This is a genomic window from Hyphomicrobium sp. (genome assembly GCF_035548195.1).
GTDB lineage: Bacteria > Pseudomonadota > Alphaproteobacteria > Rhizobiales > Hyphomicrobiaceae > Hyphomicrobium_B.
Genome location: NZ_DASZTY010000005.1, coordinates 80,895 through 104,943, shown reverse-complemented (window position 1 = coordinate 104,943; position 24,049 = coordinate 80,895). Strand labels below are relative to the sequence as shown.

Annotated in this window: 26 protein-coding genes; 14 read left to right on the top strand and 12 right to left on the bottom strand. The window is 57.4% G+C overall.

Translation table 11 applies throughout. The features are described from left to right. Positions 1–56: 56 nt before the first annotated feature. The 4 genes from cpaB to VHB22_RS00835 form a co-directional block, all read right to left on the bottom strand. Positions 57–860, bottom strand: a complete 804-nt coding sequence (cpaB, locus tag VHB22_RS00850) for a Flp pilus assembly protein CpaB (protein WP_325455050.1) — start codon at positions 858–860, stop codon at positions 57–59. A 170-nt stretch (positions 861–1,030) separates the two neighbouring features. Then, positions 1,031–1,513, bottom strand: a complete 483-nt coding sequence (locus tag VHB22_RS00845) for an A24 family peptidase (protein ID WP_325455049.1) — start codon at positions 1,511–1,513, stop codon at positions 1,031–1,033. A gap of 117 nt (positions 1,514–1,630) precedes the next feature. Then, on the bottom strand, positions 1,631–1,807 hold the full coding sequence (locus VHB22_RS00840) for a Flp family type IVb pilin (protein WP_325455048.1): 177 nt from the start codon (positions 1,805–1,807) through the stop codon (positions 1,631–1,633). A 118-nt stretch (positions 1,808–1,925) separates the two neighbouring features. After that, complete coding sequence (locus VHB22_RS00835) at positions 1,926–2,105, bottom strand: Flp family type IVb pilin (protein ID WP_325455047.1); 180 nt, start codon at positions 2,103–2,105, stop codon at positions 1,926–1,928. A gap of 534 nt (positions 2,106–2,639) precedes the next feature. Between VHB22_RS00835 and VHB22_RS00830 the strand changes: the two genes are divergently transcribed. From VHB22_RS00830 to VHB22_RS00815, 4 genes are all read left to right on the top strand, one after another. Next, positions 2,640–3,137, top strand: coding sequence for a pilus assembly protein N-terminal domain-containing protein (locus VHB22_RS00830; RefSeq protein WP_325455046.1), 498 nt, complete (start codon positions 2,640–2,642; stop codon positions 3,135–3,137). 132 nt (positions 3,138–3,269) lie between these two features. Continuing rightward, entirely contained in the window at positions 3,270–3,866 is a 597-nt protein-coding gene (locus tag VHB22_RS00825) for a TadE/TadG family type IV pilus assembly protein (protein ID WP_325455045.1), read from the top strand. Positions 3,867–3,895: 29 nt separating this feature from the next. Next, positions 3,896–4,522 carry a TadE/TadG family type IV pilus assembly protein gene (locus tag VHB22_RS00820; RefSeq protein WP_325455044.1) on the top strand — a complete coding sequence of 209 codons (627 nt, stop codon included), beginning with the start codon at positions 3,896–3,898 and terminating at the stop codon, positions 4,520–4,522. Between the two features lie 280 nt (positions 4,523–4,802). After that, entirely contained in the window at positions 4,803–5,411 is a 609-nt protein-coding gene (locus VHB22_RS00815; protein ID WP_325455043.1) for a TetR/AcrR family transcriptional regulator, read from the top strand. Here the strand turns inward: VHB22_RS00815 and VHB22_RS00810 are convergent. After that, positions 5,380–6,309 (bottom strand): metal-dependent hydrolase, encoded by a 930-nt coding sequence (locus tag VHB22_RS00810; RefSeq protein ID WP_325455042.1) that lies wholly within the window; start codon positions 6,307–6,309, stop codon positions 5,380–5,382. The genes VHB22_RS00815 and VHB22_RS00810 overlap by 32 nt on opposite strands. A gap of 232 nt (positions 6,310–6,541) precedes the next feature. Between VHB22_RS00810 and VHB22_RS00805 the strand changes: the two genes are divergently transcribed. Beyond that, positions 6,542–7,441 (top strand): cation diffusion facilitator family transporter, encoded by a 900-nt coding sequence (locus tag VHB22_RS00805; RefSeq protein WP_325455041.1) that lies wholly within the window; start codon positions 6,542–6,544, stop codon positions 7,439–7,441. A 24-nt stretch (positions 7,442–7,465) separates the two neighbouring features. Here VHB22_RS00805 and VHB22_RS00800 read toward each other — a convergent pair whose 3' ends face one another. Both VHB22_RS00800 and rimO read right to left on the bottom strand, forming a co-directional pair. Further along, complete coding sequence (locus tag VHB22_RS00800; protein WP_325455040.1) at positions 7,466–7,720, bottom strand: hypothetical protein; 255 nt, start codon at positions 7,718–7,720, stop codon at positions 7,466–7,468. A 132-nt stretch (positions 7,721–7,852) separates the two neighbouring features. Continuing rightward, a complete protein-coding gene (gene rimO, locus VHB22_RS00795) occupies positions 7,853–9,256 on the bottom strand; it encodes a 30S ribosomal protein S12 methylthiotransferase RimO (protein ID WP_325455039.1) in 1,404 nt (467 codons plus the stop codon). Positions 9,257–9,326: 70 nt separating this feature from the next. Here rimO and VHB22_RS00790 point away from each other — a divergent pair, with 70 nt between their 5' ends. Both VHB22_RS00790 and VHB22_RS00785 read left to right on the top strand, forming a co-directional pair. After that, the gene (locus VHB22_RS00790; protein WP_325455038.1) at positions 9,327–10,358 is read left to right on the top strand and encodes an XdhC family protein; all 1,032 of its coding nucleotides are present in this window, start codon (positions 9,327–9,329) and stop codon (positions 10,356–10,358) included. Beyond that, the gene (locus tag VHB22_RS00785; RefSeq protein WP_325455037.1) at positions 10,355–10,957 is read left to right on the top strand and encodes a nucleotidyltransferase family protein; all 603 of its coding nucleotides are present in this window, start codon (positions 10,355–10,357) and stop codon (positions 10,955–10,957) included. Before VHB22_RS00790 ends, VHB22_RS00785 begins: the two co-directional genes overlap by 4 nt. On the opposite strand, the gene VHB22_RS00780 is transcribed toward VHB22_RS00785, so the two are convergent. The 5 genes from VHB22_RS00780 to VHB22_RS00760 all read right to left on the bottom strand — a co-directional run bounded on the left by VHB22_RS00780 (position 10,954) and on the right by VHB22_RS00760 (position 17,103). Then, a complete protein-coding gene (locus VHB22_RS00780; RefSeq protein WP_325455036.1) occupies positions 10,954–12,057 on the bottom strand; it encodes a DUF1513 domain-containing protein in 1,104 nt (367 codons plus the stop codon). The genes VHB22_RS00785 and VHB22_RS00780 overlap by 4 nt on opposite strands. Beyond that, positions 12,047–13,117, bottom strand: a complete 1,071-nt coding sequence (locus VHB22_RS00775) for an imelysin family protein (protein ID WP_325455035.1) — start codon at positions 13,115–13,117, stop codon at positions 12,047–12,049. Before VHB22_RS00775 ends, VHB22_RS00780 begins: the two co-directional genes overlap by 11 nt. Further along, entirely contained in the window at positions 13,114–14,301 is a 1,188-nt protein-coding gene (locus VHB22_RS00770) for a di-heme oxidoredictase family protein (protein ID WP_325455034.1), read from the bottom strand. The genes VHB22_RS00775 and VHB22_RS00770 overlap by 4 nt, the downstream gene beginning before the upstream one ends. After that, positions 14,298–15,752 carry a multicopper oxidase family protein gene (locus VHB22_RS00765; protein ID WP_325455033.1) on the bottom strand — a complete coding sequence of 485 codons (1,455 nt, stop codon included), beginning with the start codon at positions 15,750–15,752 and terminating at the stop codon, positions 14,298–14,300. Before VHB22_RS00765 ends, VHB22_RS00770 begins: the two co-directional genes overlap by 4 nt. 61 nt (positions 15,753–15,813) lie before the next feature. Continuing rightward, positions 15,814–17,103, bottom strand: a complete 1,290-nt coding sequence (locus VHB22_RS00760; RefSeq protein ID WP_325455032.1) for an imelysin family protein — start codon at positions 17,101–17,103, stop codon at positions 15,814–15,816. A 250-nt stretch (positions 17,104–17,353) separates the two neighbouring features. Here VHB22_RS00760 and VHB22_RS00755 point away from each other — a divergent pair, with 250 nt between their 5' ends. The 7 genes from VHB22_RS00755 to phoU all read left to right on the top strand — a co-directional run bounded on the left by VHB22_RS00755 (position 17,354) and on the right by phoU (position 24,042). Then, positions 17,354–17,854, top strand: a complete 501-nt coding sequence (locus VHB22_RS00755; RefSeq protein ID WP_325455031.1) for an Rrf2 family transcriptional regulator — start codon at positions 17,354–17,356, stop codon at positions 17,852–17,854. Positions 17,855–17,871: 17 nt separating this feature from the next. Next, positions 17,872–19,176: an ATP-binding protein gene (locus VHB22_RS00750; protein WP_325455030.1), complete on the top strand. Its 1,305-nt coding sequence runs from the start codon at positions 17,872–17,874 to the stop codon at positions 19,174–19,176. 339 nt (positions 19,177–19,515) lie between these two features. Beyond that, positions 19,516–20,556, top strand: coding sequence for a phosphate ABC transporter substrate-binding protein PstS (pstS, locus tag VHB22_RS00745; RefSeq protein WP_325455029.1), 1,041 nt, complete (start codon positions 19,516–19,518; stop codon positions 20,554–20,556). Between the two features lie 94 nt (positions 20,557–20,650). Beyond that, positions 20,651–21,649 carry a phosphate ABC transporter permease subunit PstC gene (gene pstC, locus VHB22_RS00740; protein WP_325455028.1) on the top strand — a complete coding sequence of 333 codons (999 nt, stop codon included), beginning with the start codon at positions 20,651–20,653 and terminating at the stop codon, positions 21,647–21,649. A gap of 3 nt (positions 21,650–21,652) precedes the next feature. Next, on the top strand, positions 21,653–22,504 hold the full coding sequence (gene pstA, locus VHB22_RS00735; protein WP_325455027.1) for a phosphate ABC transporter permease PstA: 852 nt from the start codon (positions 21,653–21,655) through the stop codon (positions 22,502–22,504). After that, positions 22,501–23,286 (top strand): phosphate ABC transporter ATP-binding protein PstB, encoded by a 786-nt coding sequence (pstB, locus tag VHB22_RS00730; RefSeq protein WP_325455026.1) that lies wholly within the window; start codon positions 22,501–22,503, stop codon positions 23,284–23,286. The genes pstA and pstB overlap by 4 nt, the downstream gene beginning before the upstream one ends. A 42-nt stretch (positions 23,287–23,328) precedes the next feature. Continuing rightward, positions 23,329–24,042, top strand: a complete 714-nt coding sequence (phoU, locus tag VHB22_RS00725; protein ID WP_325455025.1) for a phosphate signaling complex protein PhoU — start codon at positions 23,329–23,331, stop codon at positions 24,040–24,042. Positions 24,043–24,049: the final 7 nt, after the last annotated feature.

Sequence of the window (24,049 nt, the reverse complement as noted above, 5' to 3'; positions counted from 1 at the left end):
TTTGAATTTGAAGTGCATGAGGTTCCCGCTTGATGACGACCACTGACTGGACTGACTCAGTTCACGCCATACACACGCGACTTTGCGCCGTAACGCACCACACGCACCGAATTACTTTGAGGCTTATTCAGATTAAGACCGCCCGCGCCTTCGGGATCGGAACTCAAATCCGCGACACTGCGCAGCGATAGCGTGATCTCGCCCATCGAATTGGCGCGCGCCATCATCTCAGCTTGACGCGGCGTCAGTTCCAACGTTGCCGTCGAAGCCGCCGTGTCGGCCGTTTTCTTTCCTTCTTTCGTCTCGATCTGCTGGCCAATGGCCAGCACACGGACATTTCGGAAGAGCGTATCGGCGACGGTGTCGTCCTGTCCGCTACGATCGCGAAGATGCCGGATGAGAATCACATCCACATGATCGTTGGGAAGGATCAGACTGCCGGCGGCGGTCTCCGCCCTGATTTTCGTCGAGATCGCGCGCATGCCTTGGGGCAGGATCGCTGCCAGCACGCCGCCTTGCCCCGCTTTGATCAATTTCTGAGCCGTAATTGGCTCGCCTGCGAGAACGGCCGTGCGGGCAATCGAGCCCGAAAGCTCATGCATCTTCGCGCTACCGCCATTTTTCTTGGTGATGTAATCGCGCGATATCGCCTTCTTCGGCCACGACACCCAGCGGAAGTTGCCTTGGTTGACGATTTGGCCGACGGCCAGGTTTGAACCCGCAACCAAGACCTCGACGCTATCGACCTGCTTTTCGACCGTGATCGGCGGCGACGGCGTGATGAACGAACTCGCGACGTAGTACGCGAGCCCCGCCGCAGCCAGAGCTACGGAGAAACCAACGACTTGTGCCCGCTTCATTCGCCCGAAGTCCTTTCCGCTTAGGTTCGGAAATCCTGGAGGCGATACTGGCCGACAAACGTCAATGCGAGGTTAACCGGCGGTTCAGATCGATGCAGCGACGCAGGGGTGTTGCAGAAACGACCTAGGCGCCAACGCGCCTTCTGAAATCAGAGAAAAGGGCTCTGTCGTCAAACCATTATGGCGCGGAAAAGCTCGGTCGCAGGAAAGACCATGAGCCCACCGGCGGCTATCGCGATACCATAGGGGACGGGCCCGCCAGACCTATGAAGTCTTTGCGCCCACTCGGGAAGCGGAAACATATCGGCGGGAACCATCCTGCGATAGCTGAGAATCGCAAAACACAAGACGCCACCATAAATCGTCACAAAGGCAATAAACGGAAGTATCTGCTCTGCCCCCATCCAGAGAGCCCCGACAGCCATCAGTTTCGCATCGCCGCCACCGAGCAGGTTCAACGAGAAAAGCGTGAATGTAAGCGCCAGCACACCGAAACCGCAGGCGAGATGTATGCCAAACGTTTCCAACGGCATGCGTGTGAGAACAGCGGAAAGCAAAAAGCCAACGATCAACGCCAGCGAAATTTGGTTTGGGATCCGCATCGTGAAGAGGTCGTTGGCGGCAGCAAATGCCATCGCGACCGGGAATATCATGAGAGAAACGAACGCCAGAGCCATCATCGCTTCGCAACCACAGTAAAGGATTACTATCAGCACATAAATGCACGGGGCCGGTAAAAACGTGCCTAACGGCTCAGACTTGTAAGCAGCTTATTGATCAGGCTGCAGACTTGAAGCGACCGAGGATAGGCTGCCGTTTAACGAGTTCTTGATTCCAGCCAGAGCCCCGACTATCGCAATACTGACTATCCCGGCGATCAACGCATATTCGATTGCAGTTGATCCACATTCGTCCGCGACGAATGCCGACAATCCGAAGCGGAACATGCTGGTGGCCCCCGAAGAAATGTTGATTCATAAGTTGTCGAAACAAAAGGCGTGCTCGCAACATTTCGAGCACGCCTATCGTCATGCAATAAGCAAGTATTGACTCTGCTCAAATGCCTTACTGAGCGGCGTCCGGATTTGCCAGATCGCTGTTGATCGTGCTGAACGTGTCGTTCAGGCCGGTCTTGAGCTTGCCCAAGCCGACGATGATGCCGACGCCGACGATAGCGGCGATGAGGCCGTATTCGATGGCCGTTGCGCCGGACTCATCGTTCATGAAACGCGAAAACATGGTCATTGGTGTCTCCCAATCTACTCTTTTACTCTACCGATCCTTGTCCCTCGGGGGAGAATGTCCTCACCGCTGAACGAGCCAGCACAGTAGATTGGAAAAATTAAAGCCAGGTAAAATGATGTTATTGCGCAGAAACAGCTTGATAACGAAATATTACGGCATCATCCACTTCGGAAAACGAAGCAACAACCAATCGATATTTCTCAATAATACTTAGAATGAACTACGGAGTGCAAAAATAACAAAAGTATAATCCAGTTAATTAAAGGTTTTCTCAAGTATTATAAACAAGATAATGGGTCGAGGACTTATTGGCTGTTGGGTACGCTTTGACTCAAAGGCTGAACAACTTTGGTTATCTCCAACCGGAAGCTAATTACGAGCGCGACTGCTCAATTAATCCGCCAGCTGACTAATGGTCTAAAATCGTGGCGGCTCGCCGAAGGAGAGATACCAGGAGCATCCTAAGACAGCTATTGGCAGTTCCTTTACCAATTCATGAGGTAATGCCTCAATCGGACATTCGGGGATCGCGATATGCGCAGAAGATCAGCGGCAGCAGGACATGGCTTCCCATGTGCGGCATTGCTCTTCGCTTTTGCAGCGCTTCCCTTGACACCCGCCGCGGCGTCCGACCTCATCGTTCGTTATGACCAATCGCAGCTCCTGCGTCTTCCAAGAGCGGCGTCTGAGGTCATCGTCGGCAACCCTTCTATCGCCGACGTAACCCTTCAGGATGGCAATTTGCTCATCGTCACCGGCAAGACGTTCGGAATTACCAACGTCATTGCCTTGGACGCTGCTCATAATGTGATCCAGGACCAACGCGTCATGGTCGAGCGCGATGACCGCAAGATCGTCAACCTTCACAAGGGAACGACGCGCTTTACGTATGCATGCACACCGAATTGCGAGCCGACCCTGACCATCGGCGATGACAAGGATTTCTTCACTGCCGTCCAGTCGGCCAATTCAGCAAAGACAAAATTCTCTGAGGGATCTTCCGATTCCAACAGCAATAACAGTCAGCAATAAGCTTTTGGCGCGCCGGGCACCTTTCACGATTACGAAACCATCAATACCGAAAAACCTTTCGATAAATGCCACCTTAATCCGCTTGGCTCTATTGAGAGACGTTCTATCCAAAGAGCGGTCGCGAGCTGGTTTATGCGTATCAACAGCGTCCTTAAAACGCTTCGTCCCGGTTGGGGACGGAGCCGCCTCACACAGCGTTTGAAAATCGATGAAGCCGGATCGACCGCCGTCGAGTTCGCCATCGTAGCAACGCCGTTCCTGATGTTCATCTTCGGCCTCGTCGGTTGCGCCTTTTATTTCTTCACCGTTAGTTCCGTCGAGAAAGGAATGGATCAGACAAGCCGGCTGATCCGGACCGGCGAAGCGGTCACCGACAAAATGACCGTAGATCAGTTCAAACAGGATATTTGCAATGCCGCCGGCAATTGGATCGACTGCAAAAAGCTGCAGATCTTCGTCGACTCGTATTCTGACGGCTGGGCAGGATTGAACAGCGCCAAGCCGCAGCCCTGCGTCGAGGACGGCGCGATTGTCAAAAACCCGGCACCGGGCAACGATCTCATCGCTATTTATTCTGGCGCAGCAAGCGACGTGGTCGTCGTGACCGCCTGCTACAAGTGGGATTTCACATCCAAGCTTCCATTCCTCAGGCTCGGCAACATGTCCGACGGGTCAATGATGCTGCAAACTGCGACCGCGTTCCGCAGCGAACCCTACCCTGGAAGCTAACCCGCCGATCGGCTAACGGACCCATCCCCATGTCATCCATTTCAAAGTTGATCGCAATGACGCGGCTCCGAAAATTCGCCTCGGATCGTTCCGGCGTAGCCGCGGTCGAGTTCGCTTACCTTGCCCCGTTATTGATGCTGATGACCTTCGGGACGTTCGAAGTGTCCCGCGCGTTACTGGTCAATAAGCGCTTTCAGCGCGCAACGGCTATGGTCGGAGACCTCGTCGCACGCGAGAAGCAGATCGGCTCCAGCCCTACGGACGCCTCAAACGCGCTGACAGGTGTGATGGTTTCCGCAGAGCACGTAATGGAACCGTATAGCTCCGCACCGCTCCAACTCGCGATCACGCAGCTCAGAGCCTCAAGTTCCGACGCGACGAAGACCAAAGTCGAATGGGCATGGTCCTATCATAATATGGCGATATCGAATTGCGGCGACGACAAGTCGATGCCGGACAAGAACATGGTCAGCAAAGGCGACGCCGCCATCGTGGTAGAAGCCAAATATTCTTATAAGCCGCTTCTGACAAACATCATTCCGGGTTTGATCGGCGATATGACCTGGTCCGATACGATGACATTCGCGCCCCGCTATGGATCGGTATTTTACGGTCAGGCGACTCAGAACTTGAAATGCCCGCCTGGCAGCGGTTGAACGAAACCGACTCGCGGCAACCGATAAAATTTGATCGTTTCGACCGCGCGAGATTCGCTTTTCACTTTTTGTCCGTTCGCGGAGGAACACACGCCGATGTTCCTTGTTTGTGCACGGACGAACGGCCCACCAAGACGAACGATGATAAAATATTTTTGCGCGAGCGAACCTCTGCCTTTGTAGCGGTCGACTTTTTTGGGCTCCGACTGCGCTTGTCTTGTGCCGTTCCTTGGATAAGCTCGCGGTGGGTGCAGTCAAACGCGTACGGGACCTGAAAACAATGGGCCGGAGATCCGTTCATTCGCCGGAAGAGCTTCGTCAACTCATTCTCGATGCTTCCCGCACAATCGTCGAACGCAATGGTATTGCGGGACTCTCCGCTCGTGAGATCGCCCGGATGATCGGCTACTCGCCGGGAACCCTGTATAATATCTTCGAAAATCTCGACGACGTCTTGCTGACCCTTCAGGTCCAATTGCTTGGCCGCACGGTCGATCACCTGAAGCAGGTACCGCTGACGTCAGATGGTGAAAAGAACATCGACGCCCTCACCCACGCGTACATTGACTTCGCGCTGGCCAATCGGCGCATGTGGAATCTGCTTTTCGCGCATAGCGTTCCCAACTCCAGCACTGTCCCCGCTCTGTTTCACGAGCATCTGAACAGCCTGACCGAGGTGGTGCGGAAAGCTTTAGGCCCCGTGGTCCCGACCGCGTCCCTTCAAGAACTCGATACGACTGCGCGAGCGCTCTTTGCCGGAGTCCATGGCATCGCTTCGATAGCCGCGAGCGAAAAGGGAGCGCATTTGACACCCGAAACCGCCGAGACTTTTGCAAAAGAGCTAACTTCGAATTTCGTTAGGGGCTTGCGTTGCCGGGAGTCGCATTAGCAGCCGCGGGCGTATTTGAGGGAACTTCGGGAGCGCCGGAAAGACCTTCGTTGACCGGATTGACGGCGTCGGACGCCGATGGGATTGAGACCGCCCGATCTTGTGCCTTTTCTCCCGACCCGATCGAACCCGTCATGACAGCGGGCGAAGTCTTATGGTACCGGCTCGCAAAATAAGGCGCGTCCACGAGCCCGAACCATTTATCTGTCGGGACGAGTCGGCGCTCCAGTCCGCTCCAAAGATTTTTCGACTCCAGACCTTCCACAAAGGTGCGCGTAGACGGTGAAATGACGATTGCCGCCAGCGTCGCTACCGCCATACTCACCGACGCGTAGAAATGGCGTCGATCGAAAAGCTTCAAAGCCGTGCCAAATGATGATTTCAGACGCGTGTCCATGACGTCGACGGAATAGATTTCGTCGAGGGTCAAGTGCGTCAGATACCCAACGAACATAAACACCGCCGCAAGCCAGGCAACGCCCGCCGGCTTTCCAAGCAGATGTTGAAATACGATTGCAGTCGCGACTGAAGAAAAGACAGCGGCAAGAATCGAATGCCAGATGCCCCGATGCACCGAGATGCGGTGAAATATGGAGTGAAGCCCGTAACGGACCGTGAGCAATGTTCCGAGCCACAATATCCAAAGCTCGGCTATGGAAAGTTCCGTCGCCGCGTTGAAAAGTACGGCAAAAGAAAAGAAGATCGCAAGCCCCGCAAACATCGCGCGGCTCGGCCGCGAGTCCTTGAGATCAATGTCGGGTAGCACGGAGCCGAGCACGCCAGCCATTGTCACCGCAACGAGATTTTGCGGAGCAACGACATCGGCCGCAAGCGTCAATGTCGCTAACGCACCGGATACGATCGTCCCCACTGCAATATGCGTCGTAAAATTGGCCATGGCTTCCCCCGAATCATTCGGCCATGCAGGCAATCGCCAATCGTCGGCCTCCAATTGCAGCATCAGATTCGGCCCCCGGCGGCGAGGCAGTTTTGACCGCCAAATGTGGATAAGCCCCTTGATGGAGCACACATTCGCGTGCTCAGGCGAGAGTGGCGCCGATCGACCGAATGTGGCACCTAAGCCGCCGATACGGCAGACGTACACTCTAGAATCCGCGATAGGATAAATCTTGGACGAGGCAAGACTAGCCCGCATTGCAGCGGCAAATATCGCGGTTGCTCTCGCGGTCGTGGCCATCAAGTACATGGCATATGTACTTTCGGGATCGGTCGCTCTCTTCTCCGATGCTCTCGAAAGCATCGTCAATGTCATGACGGCAGCCGCCGCATTTGCCGCAATACGTCTGAGTGCAAAGCCTGCCGACTCCGACCATCCGTTCGGCCATCACAAAGCGGAATTCCTCGCCGCGATGTTCGAAGGCGCAATGATCGCCGTCGCAGCAGTCCTCATTCTCCTCAAAGCCCGAACGGCTTTGATTCAAGGCGTGCGACTCGAACATTCCGCTACGGGCATTGCCCTTAACATCCTTGCATCGGTACTCAACGCAGCTTGGGCGTGGCTATTGATCCAGCGCGGGAAACTTTGGCGATCTCCGGCCCTCGTCGCTGACGGACAGCATCTCGTCACCGATGTCATAACGTCGGCAGGGGTCGTTATCGGCGTTGCCCTGGCGATGCTGAGCGGCTGGCACATTCTCGATCCGTTGATCGCGGCAGCGGTCGCGCTCAACATCTTATGGATGGGCTATCAGATCGCCGTGCAATCGATGTCACGCCTGCTGGATCAGGCGGCCAGCCCCGAAATCGAGCAGCGCATCCGGGAAGTCATAGAGGCAAACGGTGGCGGCGCGCTCGAAGCTCACGACATCAGAACCCGGCAGGCTGGACGCGCACTCTTCATCGAATTTCACCTGGTCGTCCCGGGTTCGATGTCGGTCGATGCCGCGCACGTAATTTGCGATCGTCTTGAGCTTGCCATCGAAAAAGCGATCGATGGGTCGGAAGTCGTCATTCACGTCGAACCCGAACACAAGGCGAAACCCGAGGAATCGGGCGCCGTTCCGCTCTGAGCAGGCTTTCCTAAGCGGGAAGGATCACGCCTTGCCGCTGCTCTCCGAACCGGGCTCGGATTTGTTTCGGAAAATGATCTCGTCGTGCCCGCTCTGGTCACTATAGACGGCGAGAGCCATGAGGGCCGCGCCGATCGCCGTCGCGAAGAAAATACCGAACAGCGCCCCGGCTGTGGCCTCAGCGCTAATGCCTGAGAAAACGCCTAGCCCCCACATGACGCAACAAGCTGCGATGAAAAAGCCAAGACATGCCAATGAGAAACTCATGATCCAGCGCATGGACAACGTCCTTCGGCAAAGCGTAAAGGTGTATGAAATATACATCTTTACGGACAAAGCTCAACCTGCAAGCTTTTTACGTCCCTGCGGCTTAAGCGCCGGGCACTTGATAGATTATGTCTATGGAACTTATTAATCGGCCCGGGTTATGCGCTCGGCCCACAGGTCGTATTCGCCTGCCTCGATGACTTTCACGCGGATAATATCGCCCGCTTTGGCGTCGCGCTCGCCGTTCAGGAAGACGTTCCCATCGATCTCCGGCGCGTCCCATTTGGAGCGGGCAATCGCGCCGTCCTCGTCAACTTCATCGACAAGAACATCGATCACAGACCCGACCTTACCTTCGAGCTGTGCGCTGCTGACCTCCTTTTGCGCGGCCATGAAGCGGTGCCAGCGTTCTTCTTTCACCTCGTCGGGAACGGCGTTGTCGAGCGCGTTGGCTTTGGCGCCATCGACTGGCTCGTACTTGAAACAACCGGCGCGATTGATTCCCGCTTCCTTCAACCAGTCGAGTAAGAACTGAAAATCGTCTTCCGTCTCGCCCGGGAAGCCCACGATGAACGTCGAGCGAATGGCAAGATCCGGACAAACCTCGCGCCACCTTCGTATCCGCTCCGCCGTTTTCTCCTGCGCAGCAGGTCTCCGCATCGCCTTCAGAACAGCCGGAGACGCATGCTGAAACGGAATATCGAGGTAGGGTAGAATTTTACCCTCCGCCATCAGCGGAATCACGTCATCGACATGCGGATACGGATAGACGTAATGCATACGAACCCACACGCCGAGTTCTCCCAGCGCGCGTGACAAATCCAGAAACCGCGCCTTCAGCGGTGCGCCTCTCCATGGGCTTTCGGCGTATTTGAGATCGAGACCGTAGGCACTCGTATCCTGGCTGATGACCAGAAGCTCCTTCACACCCGCGTTGACGAGCCGCTCCGCCTCGCTCATCACATGGTTCGATGGCCGGCTCGCGAGATCGCCGCGCAACGAGGGAATGATGCAGAATGAGCATCTGTTGTTGCAGCCCTCGGAAATCTTCAGATACGCATAGTGGCGAGGCGTCAGATGCAGCCCTTCCGGTGGCACCAGATCGAGAAACGGATCGTGCAGCGGCGGCGCGGCGTCGTGCACCGCCCCAACCACTTGCTCGTATTGATGCGGTCCGGTTACTGCGAGAACGCCCGGATGCGCATCTCGAATGCGCGACTCCTCAACGCCGAAGCAACCGGTGACAATGACCCGCCCATTGGCGTTCATCGCCTCGCCGATCGCATCGAGGCTTTCCTGCTTTGCGGAATCGAGAAAACCGCACGTATTGACGACGACGACATCCGCGCCTGCATATTCACGCGCAATCTCGTAGCCTTCTGATCGAAGCTTGGTAATGATCCGTTCACTGTCGACCAACGCCTTCGGACAGCCGAGCGATACGAAGCCGACCTTCGGCGCCGGAACGCCCGCAGCATCCGTGCCATGCGCCAAGCGGCGCACTTTCGCGCTTGCCTTCGCCGTTGCTTTGACAGAGGGTTTCGTCATTTCGCGCTTCTAGCCTTGCGGCATGGGAAGCGCAATCGCGACAGAATAGCAGCCGATGAAGGCCCTTTCCGTGAACGAAATCCGACCTCATACCGCTGAATCGCGTGCTGAAACAATCGTAACCGAGCCGCGGGCCGCCGCCCGGTCCTGGCTCAAGGCCGGTCGCCCGGTCGCCATAGCAACGGTGATCAATACCTGGGGCTCGGCCCCCGTCCGTCCCGGCGGGCAAATGGCCATCGCCGACGTCGAAGAATTTCAAGGCTCGGTGTCCGGCGGTTGCGTCGAAGCCGACGTCATCGCGGCAGCGCTCGACGTCATTGAAAGCGGCAAGCCCGAAACACTGAGCTTCGGCATATCGGACGAGACCGCTTGGCGCTCCGGCCTGGCCTGCGGCGGAAAAATCCGTGTTCATGTCGTTCGTCTCGATCCCAAGGTAGACCTTGCTTATCTCGATAGGCTGGATGCCGCCGCTACGGAGCGCGAAGCGATTGTCGTCAAGACACGTCTTTCGGACGGCCAAAGACAAATCGTGTCCGGAAGCAACGCAACCGATCCCGAAATAAAAGAAGCCTTGCGGCGGGGACGGAGCGCCGTTGATGCCAGCGGTGAAACGTTTCTCTATGCGCTAACCCCTCCGCCACGGATTATCATCGTCGGCGCCACGCATATCGCCCAGCACCTCGCAACGATGGCGACGGCCGCGGGATATGATGTCAAGGTCCTTGACCCGAGAAGCGCCTTCGCAAGCCCGGCCCGCTTCGATCCATCCCAGCTCGTCGCCGGCTGGCCGGAAGACGGTTTCGCCAAATTCGCCGCCGATCCCTTTTCGGCCATAGTGACGTTGACGCACGTCGACCAAATCGACGACGAAGCCCTGACCATCGCACTTAAATCGCCCTGCCGTTACATCGGCTCTCTCGGCTCGCGGAAAACGCACGCCAAACGTGTCGCGCGACTCAAAGAGGCCGGATTCTCTGACGCCGACATCGAGCGCATTCATGCGCCAGTCGGCTTGAACATCGCCGCCGAAACACCGGGCGAGATCGCGACCTCCATCCTCGCCCAGATCATCGCGGCCTTTCGCAAGGAACCGGCAGAGTGAATATTGCGGCGATCATTCTCGCCGCCGGAAAGTCGTCGCGCTTCGAGATCGGCCATAAGCTTCTCGCAAAACTGAACGGCGTGACGCTCATCCGCCACGTCGCAGCGGTTCTGGATCATTCTCGCCTGAGCGAGATCATTCTGGTGACGGGGACAAACTCAAAAGACGTCATCGCCGCTGCGGGCGCGGGCCGATGGCGCAGCATCGAAAATCCCAACCCCGGCGACGGCCTGGCCTCATCTCTGCGCCTTGGAATACAAAATATCGACGCGGCAGCGGATGGCGTATTGATTGCCCTCGCCGACATGCCAGGCATCTCAACCGGCTTGATCGCTACATTGCTTGACGCTTTCGACGAAAGCCGCGGACGATCGATCGTGTTTCCTGTCGGAACGGGCGGTCAGCGTGGTCATCCCGTCATCTGGCCGAAATCATGCTTTTGCGACCTCTCCAAACTATCTGGCGATACAGGAGGCAAAGCGCTCATTGAAAAGCAGAAGGATCTTTGGCGACCGGTTCCCTACGAAGAGTCTGGCGCTTTTGCTGACATCGACACGTGCCATGACCTCGCAGTCTTCCCGCGTACGCCGAAGGTCTAGCTGATCCGCCTCAGATGATTATCAAAGGCGATATCCTGCAACGCATGCTCTGAGATGATGCTCGCATGTGCCGTTTCGTACCGGATCACGCCGAAGCCCGACGATGCCGCGAAATCGTGATCGCCTTCCGATGAAAGACCGCACACGTCCTTAAGATCGCTTTTGCCGACGACGCCACCGCTCTCCGAATCAACGTAGAGCACTTGACCCGCTTTCGGTGCACTCGCCGCGATGTAGCGCCCGTCCCTGCTGACGGCCATCGCGCCGATATATCCTCGCAAGTCTTTTCCGCTTCCCGGCGCATCGATTAACTTCAGTTCGCGGTCCAATCCCGCGCTTCCGACGATTTGCGGCGTCTCGCTCGGACTGCCCTCCCATTGGCCGCCGAACCAAATAAGTCCCGCTTTGTCTTGTGTGACGTGACGGACTGAAAGTGACCTCAGGCCGCCTTTCATGTCGTGCTTGGCAACCAGCTTCCCGCTTTCCGCATCGACGAAAACGAGCGATGGCTGCATCGTGTCGAGGTTGAGCTTGGCGCGCCATGCATCCGGAACCGTGTCGATGCCGCCATTTCCAATCGCAATTGTCCTGCCATCCGCAAGAAGCATGATCTGGTGCGGATCGATGCCGTAGCTCGGATGCTCGCCGATTTTCTTGTAATCACGGGCAACATCGTAAATGCCAATCACGCCGCGCTCACCCGCGATGTCGTTCTCGGACGCATAGAGAAGCCGGCCATCGCGCGAGAATTCACCGTGACCGTAATAATGACGTCCGTCGCCTGGCGTGAAAATATGCGGAGCTGTCGTCTTGCCGATGTCGAACGCGACACCGAATGCCCCCGGTCGGCGGGCGAAGACAGCGGCACGCCCGGAAGCGCGATGATAGGCAATATCGTGCCCCCGCCCTGACAACGGAATGTCCCGGACGATCGACCCGTTTGCGCGCAGCAAAAGAACACAAAAATCGCCGCCGCTCCGGCGCGCCGTCGCGACATAGGCAACGTCGTTATCCGCAGCCGATCCAAACGCCGTCCTCATCGGCGCCGTGCCGACGAAAGCCAGTGTCCCAAGCAGCAACGATCTGCGATCAATCGCCATCGAGTTCATTGAACCCCACAGTCAAACCAGCGGCCACGGAAAGTCTGTTCGCCACGATGTTGCGTAGCCCATTCATTCTATCGAACACTTCGCGCGTCGTTGGCGTATCCGCGCGTTGCGCATGTGACGCCCGGCCGCCTGCACCGTCAATTGACTCGATCGCGCGCCATGTGCCCTGCGCCCAACCCTTCATCCAGCTCAGATCCGGCTTCAAATAAGATTCGAGTTGCAGCGTGTTGTAGAGTTCATGCAGCGACGCAACGCTCGTCGCATAAAACTGCTTTTGCAGACCGGACTTTTCGTAAGGAGGCGTTAGTCTGATTTTCGGATCGACCTGCGGTTTTAATTGAAGATCGCCGGTAAGCGAAAATCCAACGAGCAACGCCTTCACCACCTCGACCGCAGACTCGCTCGCAGACTTGTACGTATCGTTGTCGGGCCCCGGATGCAGCATCTTGTCTTTCCATCCGCCGGGCTTTTCCCAGCCGTCCGCAACCTCCGTCGTCAACCGCACGATATTGTTGGCGATCGCTTGCCCGAGCAGGCAACGAAAACGCGCAGGCTCGCTGGGCCCCAGCGGAACGGTCTTATCTTGAATAAGAACCTCAAGCGCAGGCAATCCCTGGATCGCCGCGCTTTGTTTCGCAAGCATTCCGGGCTCGGTGATCTTTTCATCTTTGTTCAGCAGCGTGAGACGCAACTGCCGCGCAACGAATCCACGCGGGTCAGGCCAGAACGAAAGTTGCTCGCGCCGTCCCTTTTCGAGCATCGGACCGAAGCGCAAGAAATCGACCCCGGCATAGGCCATGACCACATTGGCAAACGTCTTCTCAAGTTGCTTCTGTGCGTCCGGCGATCCGGTCTTGCAGACGTTTTCGACCGCCCCCGGTAACGGCGCCGCAGCCGCTTTCAGAGCGTCGATATGCGGAATGATGTACGTCTCAATGGCCGACTGCGCCATAGCGAGATGCGTCGGCGGAGCCGGTGGGTCATCCGCCATCGCAGCCGTCGCCGACAGAAGAAAGGAAAAGAGTGCTGCTACCGTTTTCTTCACAATCATAACCCATTCACGTAATCGACCAGCCGCTGCTTATCTTCGGGCTTCAGCGCATCGAAGCGCTCGCGACTACGCGCGCCCTCTCCGCCATGCTTCTGAACGGCCTCCGCAACGGTCGCAGCTGAGCCGTCGTGAAGAAGCCGGCGCTCGACGTTGCGGACGTGCCCCTCGATCAGGGGCGCCGTTCGCCATTCCGACGACTTGACGCCCGGTTCCCCGACGCCATCATCCAGCTGAGGTCCCATATCGTGCAGCAGAAGATCGGTAAATGCCGGAATAGACCCGCCGTCGCGCGTCGCAAGCGTCGGCACGTGGCAAGTTGCGCAGCCCGTTGAAACAAAAAGTGCCGCCGCATCCGGATCGGGCGTTTCCGGCCGCGCCCGCAGAATCCCGAGATAACTCGCAACAACCCTGAGAATATCTCCGGAAATCTCGCGGCCTTTGAACAACACGCTTTCCCCGTTCGGTGCGGCAAGACACGCCGTTTCGAGCGCCGTGCAATCGCCATACGGTCGCGCTTGCTTTGGGCTCGACAGCCCGATGTCAAACGCAAACGCATGCGCAACTTGATCTTCGAGCGTCACCTGCGCGGCTTTCCAGCCGTAACGGCCGATCCCCACCGGAGTCCGGTTGGCGCGGCCTTTGACGCCATCGCCGTCTTTATCGTCGGGATCGACGCGCTTCAGAATTTCTTCGTCTGGCACAGCGTCAAATGCGGCGCGTCCAAAGAGCGACGGCGCTTGCCGGACACCCGATTTGACACCTTCGGCCAACGGCCGGTCGTTCAGCTTCAAATCAAGTTTCGGCAGGAAATGCGCTGTACCTTCCGGCATCAGCCCTGGAACGGCGTTCGTCTGGAGTTCGAGCCCATAAAACGGATCGGTCTTGCCGTCGGCATAACCGAAGCGGACGACGGCACCCGACAAATCCTGCGCGCCGTCTTCACGCGTGACGACATGCGAACCCTCGCCGCGGCCGTGACACCCAGCGCAAGAGCGCGATACGAACAGCGGCCCTAACCCGTCAGAAGCATCTGTGGAGGCAGGAGCCGGAATCCAGTTGCGATCGAACAGCGCCTTTCCCATCGCGGCATCGAGCGGATCGGCCCGAAGCGCACCAAGCGAAATGAACGCAAATATGAGAGCAATCGGCACACCCCCCAGCCAGCGCCCGGCTGAGACCGTCATACGACCTCGATGTAGCCCATCATACCGGCTTCCTGATGATCGATGATGTGGCAGTGGAACATCCACTTTCCCGGCGCGCCCCCAACGACACCGGCCTGAATGCGTTCATTGGGACGCAGCAAAACGGTATCCGCCCGATGCGGCGGAACGTGAGGCATACTGGAGCTCAGTATCTCCAAAGTGTGCCCGTGGATATGGATCGGATGCGAATTCGGAGTCGTATTCTGCAAATCGAAAATGTAGCTCCTCCCCGATTTCAGCACAGCAAGCGGAGGACCGAGGTCTTTGTGAGTCATACCCGGCCAGGCTTGCTTATTGATCGCCCAGAATGTGCGCTTGGCCAAACATAACGAACCGATATGGATACCGGACGCGTTTTTGTCGAACTCGGCAATGGCGGCTCCCGTCGCAGTTGCCGAAAAGATAAACGGGATGTGCTGGGCCTTTGCCACATCGACTTTTGGAAATGGCATCACCTTCAATGGGGTTGCCACGAACGCATCCGTTCGCTTCGGCGGCCCTTCCGAAACGAATTCCGCAAGGACCACCGGCTCTTTCGCGAAGTAGTCGACGAAACGAATAGTCTTGCCCGGGGGCGCGGTACGCAAAAGAAAATCGACACGCATCGCTGGGCCTAAACGCCACGACGGCAACAACAGAGGTTCGAGGCCGTTGCCGTCGATTGCAATAATCGCCGACTCGGCATCCTCAAAACCTACCTCGGAAATCCGGGTCGCATCGACGTTATAGAAACGAATGCGGACGTTGGCCGAGGACGGAACCTTGAAAACGGCCTTGCTCTCGCCGTTGACCGATCGGATGGTACCCGGAGTTCCCGCCTTGGCCGCACCCTCGTCCGTCGTGAACGGCAGGAACTTCCCGTCGGGGGACACGCGCCAGTCCTTCATCATCAGAACATATTCGGCATCCGGCGGCTCGACTTCATCGCCTTCGATGATGATCGCGCCGATCAGCCCGCGCCCGAAATGTTCCGACGTATTGCAATGCGTGTGAAAGAAAAAGCTGCCGGTATCCGGCGGCACAAACGAGTAGGAACCTTGGCTGCCCGGCTCGACCGGTTGTTGCGTCATAAACGGAACGCCGTCCTGATCATTCGGAATGCGCAACCCATGCCAATGTATGGAAGCGTATTCTCCGGCGCGCGGTAGATCGTTCTTGAAAACGGTATCGAGACGCTCACCGAGTTTCACGCGAACGATCGGGTAAAGCGAACCTTCCTGAAACGTCCAGAGCGGTAACGTATGCCCGTTGAAGCACGGAAGCGCCGCCGGACGCTCCGCCAAATCGAGAAAAAGATTCTTCGTGTCGTGCGCAATGGGCGTCGCAATGATTTCGCGCGCCGCAACCTTCTGTCCGCCGAAAGCAAACGACGCCGCGGCACTCCCTGAGAATGCTGCGGCGCCTACCAAAAGTTCTCGACGTGTCACCATGCGGCTCTTCCACCACCCGTCATCGACTAAAACTGGCGCCGGTGTGAGAGCAACGCTTCGATCACTTGCCCTTGGTCGCGACCTGATCCGGATGATCGAGGCTGTCCGAGCCTTCGATCTTGACCTTGAGACCCAGCGCTGCGACCACGGCCTCGACCGCACGTGCCTGCGCCACCAGCGCATCGACAGCATCGAGAATCAGCTTGTTGCCCGCGTCGTTTCCGGCGGCCAGCATCTGATTATAGCCCATTTCGCCAGAGTCGGCCTTGACCTTAATCAGATTGATCTTTGCCTTGGCGTTTGCCATCGCCTCGTCGACGCGCTTCGCGGCATCCGGAGCCTTGGCGCGCGCCAGATCGGCAATGCTCGCACCCGACGTCGCGGTCGTGCCGTCGTACTTGCCGTTCCAGATCTCGATCATGCCCACTTCATCATAGAAGTGGCTGTTCTGCGTATTATTCGAGAAGCAGTCGTGTGCTTCCTCCGGATCATGCAACAGCACGCCCAGCTTCATGCGCTCACCGGCCAGCTCACCGTAGGACAGCGAGCCGATGCCGGTCAGGATCGTTGAAAGCTGCTGATTGTCGTCTTGCTTGGCAAGAGCCTGCCGCGCCGCGCCGTCCGGTTTCCAATCTCCTACCATCTCCTGGAGATCATCGACGAGCAACGAACTTGCAGCCTTCAGATAATCGCGGCGGCGATCGCAGTTTGCGTGCGTACAATTTTTGAGATCGTAGTCGCTTGCCGGACGTTCACCTGCACCTGGATTCGTGCCGTGAAGATTTTGGCCCCACAGCAAGAACTCGATGGCGTGATACCCCGTGCCGACATTGGCTTCGACATCGAGCGCACTGTTGAGTTGAGAGATGACCTTCTTGTCGATCTTGCTCGCATCCAGAACCTTCGGCCCAAGGCGGATCTTCTTGTTGGCGATGATGTTCGCCGTGTAGAGCGGGTTCTCCGGCTTTGAGTCGCCATAGCTCGCCTTGTCGACGTAATCGATCAAGCCTTCATCGAGCGGCCACGAATTGACGTTCCCTTCCCAATCATCGACAATCTTATTGCCGAAGCGGAACCCTTCCGTTTGCATGTAAGGAACGCGCGCCGCCTTCCACGCATCCTGCGCAGCCTTCTGCGTCGTCGCATTCGGGTTCGCGAGGAATGCATCGATCGCCTTGTCCAGATCTTTGGCTTTGGCAAGCGAGTCGGAGTACATGGCTTCCGCAAGGTCACCATAGTTTTTCATGATGTCTTTGACGGACGGCGCATCGGCAAGCGCCGGGCGTATCGCCGTCGCTCCTGCGAGCGCCAAGCCAGCCGCGCAAGCAAATGCAATCGCCTTTTTTGACATCGGGGTTCTCCGTTTACATCTGGGCTTTGGCGATTTTCGGCGTTTCGCCGGGGAGGATCGCCTGCTATTATTTACGGCGATGGTATACATTGCGCCCCCACGGCACTGTCAAGTGAACTCCGTCCGCCCGGTCGGCTATGTTGAACCGGACGTTCAGTCGCGCGGCCCTTGCCACGCCGGCGAAAACTGTGAAACAAGCAAGCTGTCGCACTTTTTGAGCCGCGGCCGCGCGGTCCCCGGATGATCCAAGATGCGCTTGACGAAGCAAACCGGCCACGCAATCCGAATTCTCATCGATTGCACATTGGCCAAAGACCAACTTGTGAAAGTCGCCGATGTATCGGACCGGCTTGGCGTTACCAAGCAGAACGTGTTCAAGATTGTTCACATTCTGTCGCATGCTGGGTTCATCTCGGCCGTAAGAGGGCCAAACGGCGGCATCCGGCTTGCAAAGCCAGCCACGTCGATAAGAATCGGCGATGTCGTGCGGGCGATTGAAGTCACGCGCGTGCAGGTTGACGGGGGGCAGGGCCATAAGTCCCCGGATACCGATCCGGCATCGATAAATGCAATGTTCGACGATGCGCTCAGCGCGTTTATATCCGTCTTGGACCAACACACGCTCGCGGAGCTCGCAAACCAGCGTAGTCCAATAGGCGTCGCTCAGTTCAGCGATGAGGCTGGAAGCACAAGCCGGGGATCCAAGGCTCGGCCCAAAAAAGCTGCGGCTCGCGCTACGCGACGGAGCTAAGAGTCCACCAGTGATCGATGACTAAAAAACCGATGACGGTCACAACACATTCATCGGTACGTGAGCGAATTGCGACCCATCGCCTGGCTCTCCTCGCAGCACTCTGCATCGCCGCCTTGCTGGCGTTGATTGCGGCCGGGCTTTACGGCGGTGGAACCGTGCGCGCCGCTCTAGTCTTTTTCGCTGGTGTCACGGCGGGCGCCGCGGCGGCAATGGCGTGGAGACGCGATGGTGTCGATACGACGGCTGAGCAAAACATGAGCAGCCACGCGGCTCCCAACGAATTGCTGACTTGGAAAGACCTGATGACGGCGATGCCCGAGCCTGCGCTCATTCTCAGCCGTACATCGGGAATATTGAACTATAACAGCCCCGCGCGTTCGATCTTTGAAGGGCTCAAAATCGGCATCCCTCTTGAGCACGTCGATCGGGATCCTGAATTCATCGCGGCCGTTTCAAGCGTCTTCGACACAGGCGAACGACGGTCGGCAAGACTACGCTTGCGCGGCGGTCGCGGACGACGCTTTACCGCAACCGTCACCCCAGTCGGAGAAAATGTCGTAACGGCCGTACTTATCACGCTTCATGACGAATCGGAGCAAGAACGTCTGCTGGAGATGCGCACGGACTTCATCGCGAACGCGAGCCATGAATTGCGCACGCCTCTCGCCTCGGTTCGGGGCTTCATCGAAACGCTTCAAGGTTCGGCGCGGGACGACGAGACGGCGCGCAATCGCTTTCTGAACATCATGGCCGAGCAGGCGGAACGCATGACGCGCCTCATCGACGACCTGCTTTTGCTGAGTCGCGTTGAGGAAAAGGCCAACCTGAAACCGATCGGAAAAGTGCAACTCGACCAATTGATTCGAGAAGTCGTACGCACCATCGCCCCAGCGGCGGCTGAGCGCGGCATTACCATCACCGTGGCTCCGGAATCATCGCCGCTTATAGCGAATGGTGATCGCGATGAACTCTTCCAGGTTTTTCACAACCTCATAGAGAATGCCGTCAAATACGGTCACGACAAAGGATCGGTGAATATAAGCCTGAGCGAAATTCCTGCTGAGTCCGACGGCAAATCCGGTAATCGCGCCGCAGTCACTGTTGCCGACGACGGACCCGGTATCGCACTTGAGCATTTGCCACGCTTAACCGAGCGATTTTACAGGGTCAGCGCCGAGCATAGCCGGCGCATTGGGGGCACCGGACTAGGTCTGGCGATTGTTAAGCACGTCCTCAGCAGACACGAAGGCGAACTGTCGGTCGAATCTGTCGTCGGACAGGGCACGACTTTTAGAGTCCTGTTGCCAACGGCAAGATAACAAACAAAATCAATACATTAGACTGTCACAAATCTATAGCATCAAGCGCATAGAACGTCCTCACGCTGGATGACAGCGCCGTGACAGTGTCGCTGCGAACCGCACACACACGGCGTCCATCTTGCGTAAGGACAAGATGGGGATTGCCCGGCTGCGACGAACGCGATTTCCCGGACCAAGGCATGAACACCGAACGCAATCTGGGAATAAAGCGTGAAAAAACAGTGCGTTAACCTTTCACGCCATCGTGAACTACGTGGATTAGAGAATACCCGCCGAGCCTGAACTCGGCGAGCAGCGGGCAAGGCTTCAGGCCCCCGTAATCGAGGAGATTAACGAGTGAAACAATCTGTTCTGGCGCTCATTGCGGCATTGGCGGCGACATCCGCCACGTCCGCCCCCGTCCAAGCTGCCGACATTTCCGGCGCGGGTGCTACGTTCCCCTATCCGATCTATGCAAAGTGGGCTGACGCTTACAAAAAAGACACAGGCACAGGACTGAACTATCAGTCGATCGGTTCAGGCGGCGGCATCAAGCAGATCACCGCGCGCACGGTGACCTTCGGCGCTTCCGACAAGCCGCTCTCGACCGAGGAACTCGCCAAAGGCGGCGACCTGATGCAATGGCCGATGGTGATGGGTGGCATCGTGCCAGTCGTCAATATCGACGGCATCGCCACGAACCAGATCGTGCTCGACGGTCCCACACTCGCCAAGATCTACCTCGGCGAGATCAAGAGCTGGTCCGACCCGGCCATCAAGAAGCTGAACCCCGACGCCAAGCTGCCGAACGCCGACATCGCCGTCGTACACCGCTCGGACGGATCCGGCACGACCTTCAACTTCACCAACTATCTCTCGAAGGTGAGCGCGGACTGGAAAAAAAACGTCGGCTCATCGACCTCCGTCGAGTGGCCGGTCGGCCTCGGCGCCAAGGGTAACGAAGGCGTCGCCAACAACGTGCAGCAAACGAAGAACTCGATCGGCTACGTTGAAACCGCCTACGCCAAGCAGAACAAGCTGGTGCAGACAAAAATGATGAACAAAGCCGGTAAGATCGTCGTTGCCGACGGCACGTCCGTGCAAGCCGCTGCCGCCAACGCGGACTGGGAAAAGGCACCGGGCTTCTATCTGATTATCACCGATCAGCCCGGCGATGCTTCATGGCCAATCTCGGCTTCGACCTTCATCCTGATGCCGAAGAAGGTGAAGGATGTCGCCGCCGCCAAAGAAGCATTGAAGTTCTTCACGTGGGCTTACGAGAAGGGCGACAACATGGCGTCCGACCTCGACTACGTCCCCATGCCTGACAACGTCGTCAAGCTCGTCGAGGAGAAGTGGAAGGACATTAAGGGCCCGGATGGCAACCCGGCGATGTAATCTCGCCTCCGCGCGATAATGGATGCGGGCACGCGGCCCGCATCCGCACTTTTCCCCGCATAAGTTACACTGCCCTCATCGATAAGGCCGACAAATGACGATCGACGCATCCTTTCCGACCGGTCCGCGCGCACAAGTCGATCGAACGGCCCGCGCCAAGTTGTTGAGCGGGCTCAATCGCAGCGACCGCGCCTTTAGTCTTTTGACGCGAGCGGCAGCAATCTTTGTCTTGATCACACTCGGCGCGATCTTCGTCGCTCTGTTTTTGGGTTCCTTACTCGCGTTTAAGACGTTTGGTTTGGGCTTCTTCACAACAGAATCCTGGAACCCTGTAACGGAGAAGTTCGGCGCGCTGGCGCCGATCTACGGCACGATTGTAACATCCGCGATCGCAATGCTTGTCGCCGTGCCGATCAGCATTGGCATCGCAATCTTCCTGACCGAGCTTTGTCCGATGCCGCTTCGCCGCCCTATCGGCATCGCCATCGAACTCCTCGCAGGCATTCCAAGTATCATTTATGGCATCTGGGGCCTGTTTTTCTTCGCACCGGCGCTACAGCAGTACGTTCAGCCCGAAGTGATTGCGTTCTTCAAACCGTTTCCCGTGCTCAATCAGCTTTTCGCGGGGCCTCCTTACGGCATCGGCATTCTGACGGCCTCGTTGATTCTCGCGATGATGGTGCTGCCGTTCATCACTGCGGTCTGCCGCGACGTGTTCGATACGGTTCCTCCGGTCTTGAAAGAAGCTGCCTATGGGCTCGGATGGACCACGCGCGAGGTCGTAAAGAACGTGGTTATTCCTTACACGCGCGTCGGCATCATTGGTGGCGTGATGCTCGGCCTCGGCCGCGCCCTCGGTGAGACCATGGCGGTCACGTTCGTGATCGGCAACGCGCACCGGATTTCGGCCTCGATCTTGGCACCTGGCACCACGATATCTGCAACCATCGCCAACGAATTCACCGAAGCGGTCGGCGACGTCTATACCTCGTCGCTTATCGCACTCGGCCTCATCCTTTTCTTCATCACGTTTATCGTTCTGGCTCTCGCGCGCCTCATGCTGATGCGTATCGAGAAGAAGGCGGGAGCATAAGCTATGGCCTTGGATCTTGCGAAATACCGCCGCCGCCGCCTGCGAAGCACAATTACGGTCGCTCTCTGCTGGGGCGCATCCGCTCTCGGACTGACAATTCTCGCGGCCATTCTTGCAACGTTGCTTTACAAGGGCCTCGTAGGTCTGAAACCGACGGTCTTCACCGAAATGACGCCACCGCCGGGAAGCGACGGCGGCCTTCTGAACGCCATCGCCGGAAGCTTGGTGATGACAGTCATGGGTGTCGCAGTCGGCACGCCCATCGGCGTTCTCGCCGGCACATATCTGGCGGAATACGGACGCCACAGCAAAGTCTCGTCGATCATCCGTTTCATCAACGACATCCTCCTGAGCGCTCCGTCGATCGTCACCGGTCTTTTCATCTACGAGCTGCTTGTGCGTCCCATGGGACACTTCTCTGCGATTGCCGGGTCGGCGGCCTTGGCCGTGCTTGTCATTCCGACCGTCGTCCGCACGACTGAAAACATGCTGCTGCTCGTTCCCAACCAACTGCGGGAAGCTTCATCCGCACTCGGACTGCCACAATCTCTCATCGTCCGGAAAATTATCTACAAAGCTGCCCGCGCCGGCATGATCACGGGTGTGCTGCTGGCCATCGCCCGAGTGAGTGGCGAAACGGCACCGTTGCTGTTCACCTCTTTGAACAACCAGTTCTGGAGTACCGATCTGAACGCCCCGATGGCCAGCTTACCGGTCGTTATTTTCCAGTATGCCCTGAGCCCCTACGAGGACTGGCAACGTCTCGCATGGACAGGCGCACTGATTATCACCGCCGCGGTGCTCACGCTCAGCATCGCTGCACGTTGGTTAGGTTCTTCGAGGACGCCGCAATGAACGTAATGTCAAAAGACGTCGACACCGGGCTGGTGGAAAAAATTTCTGTCCGCAACCTGAAATTCTTTTACGGCTCCACGCTGGCTCTAAAGACGATTTCAGTACCGCTTTATGAGCGGCAGGTGACCTCCTTCATCGGTCCATCCGGTTGCGGCAAGTCCACGCTGCTGCGTGTTCTGAACCGCATGTACGACCTCTACCCGAACCAGCGGGCGGAAGGCCAAGTCATGTTCGACGGCCAGAACATTCTCGACATGAAAGACTTGAATCTCCTTCGTTCTCGAATCGGAATGGTCTTTCAAAAGCCGACACCGTTTCCGATGACGATTTACGAGAACATCGCGTTCGGCCTTCGGCTCTATGAGCGTCTGCCGAAATCGGAACTCGATGCGCGCGTCGAATCGGCGCTCGAAAAGGCCGCGCTATGGTTGGAAGTCAAAGACAAACTCCATTCGAGCGGCCTCTCTCTGTCTGGCGGCCAGCAGCAACGATTGTGCATCGCGCGCACCGTCGCCATCCGCCCCGAGGTGATTCTCTTCGATGAGCCTTGCTCGGCACTCGATCCGATCTCGACCGCGAAAGTCGAAGAACTGATTGATGAATTGAAACACGAATTCACGATCGCGATCGTCACGCACAACATGCAACAGGCCGCGCGCGTCTCACAACATACGTCGTTCATGTATCTCGGCGAACTCGTCGAATTCGGCGAAACCAAGAAGCTTTTCACCAACCCGAAGGACAGCCGCACCCAGGACTACATCACCGGCCGCTTCGGCTAGAGATCGTCTCACCTGGCGAAACACATTTCAGGATCGACCTAAATGAACGAACACACCGTCAAGTCGTACGAAGAAGAGCTGAAGCTTCTCGATCGTCGCATCGCGCAGATGGGCGGATACGCCGAGAAGCTCCTAGTCCAGGCGATGGACGCTCTCGAACGGCGCGATCCCAAACTCGCCGAAACCGCAGTAGCGAGCGACGCGATGCTCGATCAGCTCGAACGCGAGGTCCAGGAACAGGTCATCCTGATGATCGCCCGGCGTCAACCTCTCGCCAATGACCTCCGCCATATCATGACCGTACTGAAAATAGCGGGCGACCTCGAACGCATCGGCGACCTTGCAAAAAATATCGCCAAGCGTGCCCTCGCCGTTGCAAGCGAGACATATCCAAAGCCGTTGATGACCGGCATGCGCCACATGACCGAGCTGGTTCAAAACCAGCTGAAGGACGTGCTCGACGCTTTGACAGCTCTCGATGCCGACAAGGCGATGAAAGTCTGGCTGAGTGATCAGCAGGTCGACGCCATGTACAATTCGCTGTTCCGCGAGCTTCTGACCTACATGATGGAAGACCCGCGCAATATCGGTCTGTGCACGCACTTCCTGTTCGGCGCCAAGAACATCGAGCGCATCGGCGACCACACGACCAACATCGCTGAGAACATCCATTATCTGGTTCACGGCATTCCGATCACGGACGATCGTCCTAAGGGCGACAGCACGTCATCGACACTCATTACGCCGCGCGCGTGATACGAGA